At 42.9% G+C, this 6570-nt stretch carries 9 protein-coding genes; 1 reads left to right on the top strand and 8 read right to left on the bottom strand.

Features of this window, described 5'->3' with window-relative positions:
- The coding region (locus V7K35_RS05190; RefSeq protein WP_335076934.1) for a tetratricopeptide repeat protein at positions 1-239 on the top strand (239 nt) is incomplete at its 5' end.
- 131 nt (positions 240-370) lie between these two features.
- Here V7K35_RS05190 and V7K35_RS05185 read toward each other — a convergent pair.
- The 8 genes from V7K35_RS05185 to rplU form a co-directional block, all read right to left on the bottom strand.
- Entirely contained in the window at positions 371-913 is a 543-nt protein-coding gene (locus V7K35_RS05185; RefSeq protein WP_335076932.1) for a hypothetical protein, read from the bottom strand.
- 407 nt (positions 914-1320) lie between these two features.
- Positions 1321-2037, bottom strand: a complete 717-nt coding sequence (locus tag V7K35_RS05180) for a molybdopterin-dependent oxidoreductase (protein ID WP_335076930.1) — start codon at positions 2035-2037, stop codon at positions 1321-1323.
- Between the two features lie 7 nt (positions 2038-2044).
- Entirely contained in the window at positions 2045-2641 is a 597-nt protein-coding gene (locus V7K35_RS05175; RefSeq protein ID WP_335076928.1) for a cytochrome b/b6 domain-containing protein, read from the bottom strand.
- A 248-nt stretch (positions 2642-2889) separates the two neighbouring features.
- Positions 2890-3582 (bottom strand): cytochrome c biogenesis CcdA family protein, encoded by a 693-nt coding sequence (locus V7K35_RS05170; RefSeq protein WP_335076926.1) that lies wholly within the window; start codon positions 3580-3582, stop codon positions 2890-2892.
- Between the two features lie 8 nt (positions 3583-3590).
- Positions 3591-4250 carry a thioredoxin family protein gene (locus tag V7K35_RS05165; protein ID WP_335076925.1) on the bottom strand — a complete coding sequence of 220 codons (660 nt, stop codon included), beginning with the start codon at positions 4248-4250 and terminating at the stop codon, positions 3591-3593.
- A gap of 64 nt (positions 4251-4314) precedes the next feature.
- Positions 4315-4623, bottom strand: coding sequence for a hypothetical protein (locus V7K35_RS05160; protein ID WP_335076924.1), 309 nt, complete (start codon positions 4621-4623; stop codon positions 4315-4317).
- Positions 4624-5419: 796 nt separating this feature from the next.
- Positions 5420-5716 carry a 50S ribosomal protein L27 gene (rpmA, locus tag V7K35_RS05155; RefSeq protein ID WP_335076923.1) on the bottom strand — a complete coding sequence of 99 codons (297 nt, stop codon included), beginning with the start codon at positions 5714-5716 and terminating at the stop codon, positions 5420-5422.
- A gap of 30 nt (positions 5717-5746) precedes the next feature.
- On the bottom strand, positions 5747-6154 hold the full coding sequence (rplU, locus tag V7K35_RS05150; protein WP_334794171.1) for a 50S ribosomal protein L21: 408 nt from the start codon (positions 6152-6154) through the stop codon (positions 5747-5749).
- Positions 6155-6570: the final 416 nt, after the last annotated feature.

Raw genomic sequence — 6570 nt, 5'->3', positions numbered from 1 at the left:
CTTTGTACATCGAAGCTTTGGCGATGAGAAAACGCCTGCTGGGGGATGAACACCCCGATGTGGCAAGTAGCCTGAACAATTTGGCATTCCTCTACGATTCACAGGGAAGGTACAGCGATGCCGAACCTTTGTACATCGAAGCTTTGGAGATTGCTGAAAAACGGTTGGGGGCAAATCATCCCAATACAATAACCATTCGTGAAAATCTGGAAGACTTGCGGCGGAATCGTCAGCCTTAGTTCAGGAGAATGGTTGCTTTTGTCTGGCGTTGGTTTCAGTAATTTAGGTAATCTGCATCGGCTGCATTACCCGCGTGGGATTGAAATCCTAGTCTAATAGCTTAACTCCTCTAAAGAGGACTAATACAAATTTACTTTAATAATGATACAAATACGTTGGTAAGGGCACGGCAATGCCGTGCCCCTACGAAATATGTATATGTATCAGGGTTTTTGTAAATTGGTTTAAGCAATTTTTTGAGATTAATTGCAGTCCACTTGAGTGGACTTAGGCTATTAGCACAGTACTTTGAGTGCTGAACGGGATAGGGAGCTAATTGAGATAGATTAATGAGTATTTTATCTCCGTCAACGAGTCTTTTAGCTCCGTTAACGAGTATTTTATCTCCGTCAACGAGTCTTTTAACTCCGTTCACGAGTATTTTATCTCCGTTCACGAGTATTTTAACTCCGTCAACGAGTATTTTATCTCCGTCAACGAGTATTTTATCTCCGTCAACGAGTATTTTATCTCCGTTCACGAGTATTTTAGCTCCGTTCACGAGTATTTTAGCTCCGTCAACGAGGCTTTTAGCTCCGTTAGAGTAGTCCAAGTAATAAAAATGCCCAATTGTCATTGCGGGAGCAAAGCAGAATGAAGCAATCTCTGAGTCCTTGTGATTGCTTTGCTGCACTACATTACGATCGCAATCACAGGCTAATGAGTCTTTGATGTTCTCATTGAAAAACCCTGAGCAAATTAATGAGCATCAGTTCATTCGACTTTTGCAGGAATACAAAATACCTTGAAAAGGCTACCAGATTAATGCTGTAGCCTTTTTTGGTGAAAACAGATCGCTTTTCTTGAGGCGATCGCAATGATATCATCTGCCGTTAAACACAAGTCAATTGCGATCGCACCGTGGCAATCTCAAACCCTGACGATTGCTTACAGCAGAATTCAAGTATTTTAACCACATCTGTCGTAGGGGCGCAAGGCCTTGCGCCCCTACCGCGTGGTCTATCTACCTGAAAATAGCTATAACTCGACTTCGTTGCGATCGCAATGACATATTACAAGAATAAGTCGCATATCGCCTGACTATAACCCTGCAAACCACTCATAGCCCTGATCTTCCCAATAGCCTTTAGTAGGTGACAAATTGCTGACGAAGGTAATTTGAGTCACCCACTTGCTTTGCTTGTAGCCTAGTTTAATTGGGGATGCTAGGCGCATCGGCGCACCATTATCAACTGATAAAGGTTGTCCATTCTTTTGATAAGCCATGAGAGTTTGCGGATGGACAGCAGAGGCTAGATCCCAGCTTTCATAATAGCCATCAGCTGATTTGAAGTAGACATAGCGAACGTTTGACTTAGGCTGTACCAGCGCTACTAAGTCTCGTAATCGCACGCCTCCCCATTCAACGATCGCAGCCCAGCCTTCAACACAGATATGGCGAATTACCATTGAAGTCAAGGGAAGTTTGTGAATATCTGCCATGCTCAATTGCATCGGATTACTAACCTCACCATCAATCCTCAGCCGAAACTGCGCCGGATCAATTTGCGGGGTGAAGTCAAAGGTATTAATCAGCAATTTGTCTGCTTCTATGGCACTGACAGGAAATTCTGGTACTGGTTTTTGACTTAGCAGGAGTGCTTCCAGACGTTGGTTTAGTGGCTCAGATATTTGCCACACATTATCTGAGAGCAAATTTGTCCCACAGCCACCTAAAAGAAAGCCTACGCCTGAAAGTCCAGATAGTTGCAGTAACCGCCGACGGGATAGGGTGCGTTTGGGAAGAATCAGACTCATGGAACCTCTACACGAACATAGACTTAATTAGACGGATGCTTCCTACTTTCAGGGCAAGTAAGGAATGAGCAATTGTAAACAGTATGACTGTGGGAACAGTGATAAAGTGAACAGTGCGGAGATTTTGCCAACTACCAAACAGCCCGGAAAGCCAATGTAGTTGGGCAGGTTTGTACATCGCTAAACCACTCAATATTGCCAGCAACAGCACTGGAATGATCGCAGTATAAACTAACCGATGCCATGCATAGTTCTTGCGCTTTGGATTCTGGCTGACTTGCAATGCTTTTAAGTCACCGCGATCGGCAAAGCGACGCTGCCAACGACGAGTTATAAAGATATAAAGTCCATACCAAAGTAAGTTCAGCGAAAACAGCCACATAGCAGCGAAATGCCAATGTCTGCCACCCCCTAGCCAACCTCCCAGCAACAGAAAGTCAGGAAAATGCCAACCTTCACGCCCGCCAAATACTGGATTAGCATTATAAATTTGCAGTCCACTAGTGATCATCAAGATGAGACTGATGATATTTATCCAGTGAAAGGTCTTTGAGAGGAAAGTCTGACTTGGTGTTGAGCGAACTTTGCGTTTAGATGAGGTCATACCAATTTTGGATTTTGGATTTTGGATTTTAGATTTTTAGGAACAGGATTTAATAAAGAGCAACTTTCGTAGGGTGCGTTAGCCAAGGGCATAATGCACAATCCCAATACTTTCGGTGCGTTACGCTTCGCGGTAACACACCCTACGAAACTGAAGTTTTGCATTTTGTTTAATCCACATTTCTTAGATTGTTCCCAGTCAGATTTTTGGATTGGGTTTTCTAATCCAAAATCTAAAATTGGCACGTCTCACAGAGGCTGAGTAGGAAAGAATGGAGCTAGCCAAAGTTGTATCTGCACATCCCAACCGAGAAGAATAGCGATCGCACTCGCCACGATCGCTACGCCACCTACGCGCTGCAACGCTGCACTATGAGAGCGGAGATTGAGGATTCGTTGGCTGAGTATTCGTCCACCGTAGGCGATCGCCAACAGAGGCAAACCTGCTCCGATTCCATAAGCAACTAGTAGCCCAAAAGCACCTGCGACTTGATGATTAACTGCTGCTAGGACTAAAATTCCCCCCAAAACTGGCCCAGCACAGGGAGTCCACAAAAGCCCCAATTGAGTCCCTAGCCAAAACTCTCCCATAAGTCCGATTCGTCGAGGTTTTTTAGCCCAATTGCCAATTGGAATGTAAGTAAATATTCGGTAACTCCAGGTGGGAAAAATTGCGAGTAATCCCAAAAATAAAAGGAGTGCGATCGCTGCATTCCGTAATAAATTAGCCAAGCCTGTAAACCAGCTTGCTGTTACACCGAGTAAACTACCTGCCAGTGCAAAACCAGCGATTAATCCTGTTACTAGTGCTACTGGGCCGTAAGTATGTGATTGGAGCGATCGCCCTAATAGCACAGGTAAAATCGGTAAAACACAGGGTGAAAGCACATTCAAAACTCCCCCCAGTAAAGCCAGACTAGTTGATAGAGTAGAAGTCGTCATAATTCTTTCTATCCCAATAACTGGCGGATAGTTTGCTCTATTTTTTCATATGCCCCTTCCCCAATATGGTCATATTGTAGTAAACCCTGGCGATCGGCCAAAAACATGTGAGGCCAATACTGATTTTCGTAAGCGTTCCAAGTTTTATACTCGTTATCAACCGGAACCGGATAGGTAATCTGGTGTTGTCGTAGCGCCTTTTTTATATTGTTCGGATCTCGCTCAAAGGCAAACTCTGGTGTGTGGATGCCAATCACCTTCAGTCCTTGCGACTCATACTGTCGATGCCATCTAGTGATGTAGGGGAGGGTACGCTGGCAGTTAATACAAGCAAAAGTCCAAAACTGGATTAAAACAACACTACCTTTGAGGTCAGCGATCGATAAAGGAGCAGAATTAAGCCACTGACTGATATCCTGAAACTCTGGCAAACTCTTGCCTGCCGGAGTTTTCACCGTAATAGTTTCCAAGTCTTGCGTATTATCACTTTTTGCAGGAGAGATAGAAGGGACATTCACTTTTCTGAAGTTAGAAAATGTTGTGGCTGCACCGATTCCGACAATCCCTAACCCAAGATAAAAAAGTAACTGACGCCGGCGGAGTAGGTTGTGATTCATCAGAATTTCTCCTGTTAAAGTCAAAGTGCCAAAGTATAGGGATTGGCTCAAGATTTTCCTGGTAAGCAGCCCCTATACTTAGTACAATAAAAGTGAGATGGAAAGCTAGTTGTAGCTAGGGCTTGCTGGAAGCCGGGGATTGCTTCATAGCATCGCCAGCTTTATCCTTGCTCATTGCACCGCCAGCTTTATCTTTACCCATCGCATCGCCAGCTTTATCTTTACTCATCGCACCGCCAGCTTTATCTTTACCCATTGCATCGCCAGCTTTATCTTTACCCATCGCATCGCCAGCTTTATCTTTACTCATCGCAGGAGAGGCTTCAGGAGCAACTTGATTGTTAGTTGCAGGAGTGCTAGAGCAAGCAGTGAGACTGGTGGTTAAGCTTAAACCAGCAATTAAACAAAGTATTTTCCAGTTCATAATAGTCTTCCTTCGTCCTTTGGATAGTTCTTTTTGTATTGATTGATCAGAGGAAATTAAGCTACAAGCAGATTCATAAAGGCTATTGGGGTAAAGAAGATGCCTTCTTATAAAGGACTCCATCAGACTTTTGCTACTGATGTTTGAGTTATCCCGAACATCCAAAGTATCTCTATGAAAACTGAGAGCTGATTGAAACTAAGCCATGATTTTCATAAATTTATGCCTTGAGAAAATTTAGTTGATTCTCAGCATTTTCTCAGGTAATCATGGTAGCTCAAAGCTATAGCCTAATTTAAGTATTCTCTCAGGTAAACCTGATTCTGAAGTGAATAAACACAACTTAGCATAATTAGGAATGCCTTCATTGCACTGATATTATTGTGACTATAGCAGTCCTACCTAAATGATTTATGAACTTTTCTATTTCTCTTCTTGGCGCTCTTCTCTAACGAGACGCTACACGTAGTGTCTCGTAGAGAAGGCGATTCGTTCATTTTCACAAATCAGACAGGATTGCTATAGTACACTGTGGCGATCTAGTGCAATCATCCGAAAGCTTGACAAAAATTGGTGGCTAAGACTTTATAAACGATGCCTACGGCGGCAAGCTACACAATCCAATTTCTTTGTGTAATATTTTGTTAGTGAATAACCTATGGGCTTTGATGCTTTTGATACTAATCTATGGGCGAGAGAGGAAAAAAGCAGCTTTTAAGCAACTATTGGGAATATTTATGCAAATCTGACTATCAACTAGCCAGTAGGGTGGGCACTGTTACCCACCCAAACTACTTTAACTTGCTACTGCCTCAGCAGGGGCTGCTTCAGCAGCGGTTACGGGTAAATAAACACTAACTTTTTTACGGGTTTTGCCCTTTCTCTCAAACGTTACAACACCGTCGATTAAGGCAAACAGAGTGTCATCGCTACCAATACCGACATTATTACCAGGGTGAAATTTGGTGCCGCGCTGACGTACGAGAATGTTTCCTGCACGTACAACTTGACCGCCATAACGCTTGACACCCAGACGTTGGGCATTAGAATCACGACCGTTGCGTGTACTACCTGTTCCTTTCTTATGAGCCATAATTTCCTCTTTTGTATCTACTTCTTTTTATTATTCAGCAGCGGTTTCAACTTCTTCGGCAGGAGTGTCATCTACGACAGGGGTCTCCTTCTCCGGTTCTCCTTGAGCAGCAAATACTGCACCGTTAAGAGTGATGGAGTCAATCATAAGTCTGGTAATTTCTTGACGATGCCCCCGCTTTTTGCGGGTTTTCTTTTTCGGCTTCATTTTGTATACCAGGACTTTACGACCCCTGAAATGTCGCATTACAGTCCCTTCTACAGTCGCACCTGTCACTAGTGGCTGTCCAATGCTGACTTCGCCATCGTGCTGCACGAGTAATACGGAGTCTATTGTAACTTTTTCATCTGGTTCGGTCGTAAGCAGTTCAATATCATAAAACCGCCCTGGCTCTACTCGTATTTGTTTGCCGCCAGTTTCAATAATTGCGTAGGTCATGGAATTGTCCTTAAGGTTGCCGTACAGGTAGCTGGTTATTATCTCCTATAGAGAGGCTTTTACCAGCTTTTGTAATATGTCTACCTGATCCGAGCAGGAATTAGACAGACAATCTAATATCCTATTTTATTAACAGGTGTCAAGTCAAGCTTTCATTTACCAAAAGCCGTCATGGCTGATCACCCATGCAAAAAATGTCAGGTGCATTTACAATTCAGAATCAATACTTTTTAGTTAAAGACTGCTTCCATCTTAGGGCTGACTTTTACAAATTAACATAAATATTTAGACTAAAACTTATATTTTCTTATCAGAATCAACACATTTTTATTCTTTGTTTTAAAATTAAACTTACACGCTTAATCTAAAAGTTGTTCACAGAATTTAGTAAATCCACAGGAGTCAAATTACTACAT

Origin of the sequence: Nostoc sp., assembly GCF_036917275.1 — a bacterium.
Taxonomy (GTDB): domain Bacteria; phylum Cyanobacteriota; class Cyanobacteriia; order Cyanobacteriales; family Nostocaceae; genus Nostoc.
Note: the sequence above shows the minus strand (reverse complement) of the source record. Positions and strands in the feature narration are given on the sequence as shown.

What these genes read in the sequence shown, in the direction of transcription:
- V7K35_RS05180 (WP_335076930.1), bottom strand. Translation starts at nt 2,037, where the DNA reads ATGAGTCTGATTCTTCCCAAACGCACCCTATCCCGTCGGCGGTTACTG.
- V7K35_RS05175 (WP_335076928.1), bottom strand. Translation starts at nt 2,641, where the DNA reads ATGACCTCATCTAAACGCAAAGTTCGCTCAACACCAAGTCAGACTTTC.
- V7K35_RS05170 (WP_335076926.1), bottom strand. Translation starts at nt 3,582, where the DNA reads ATGACGACTTCTACTCTATCAACTAGTCTGGCTTTACTGGGGGGAGTT.
- V7K35_RS05160 (WP_335076924.1), bottom strand. Translation starts at nt 4,623, where the DNA reads ATGAACTGGAAAATACTTTGTTTAATTGCTGGTTTAAGCTTAACCACC.
- rpmA (WP_335076923.1), bottom strand. Translation starts at nt 5,716, where the DNA reads ATGGCTCATAAGAAAGGAACAGGTAGTACACGCAACGGTCGTGATTCT.
- rplU (WP_334794171.1), bottom strand. Translation starts at nt 6,154, where the DNA reads ATGACCTACGCAATTATTGAAACTGGCGGCAAACAAATACGAGTAGAG.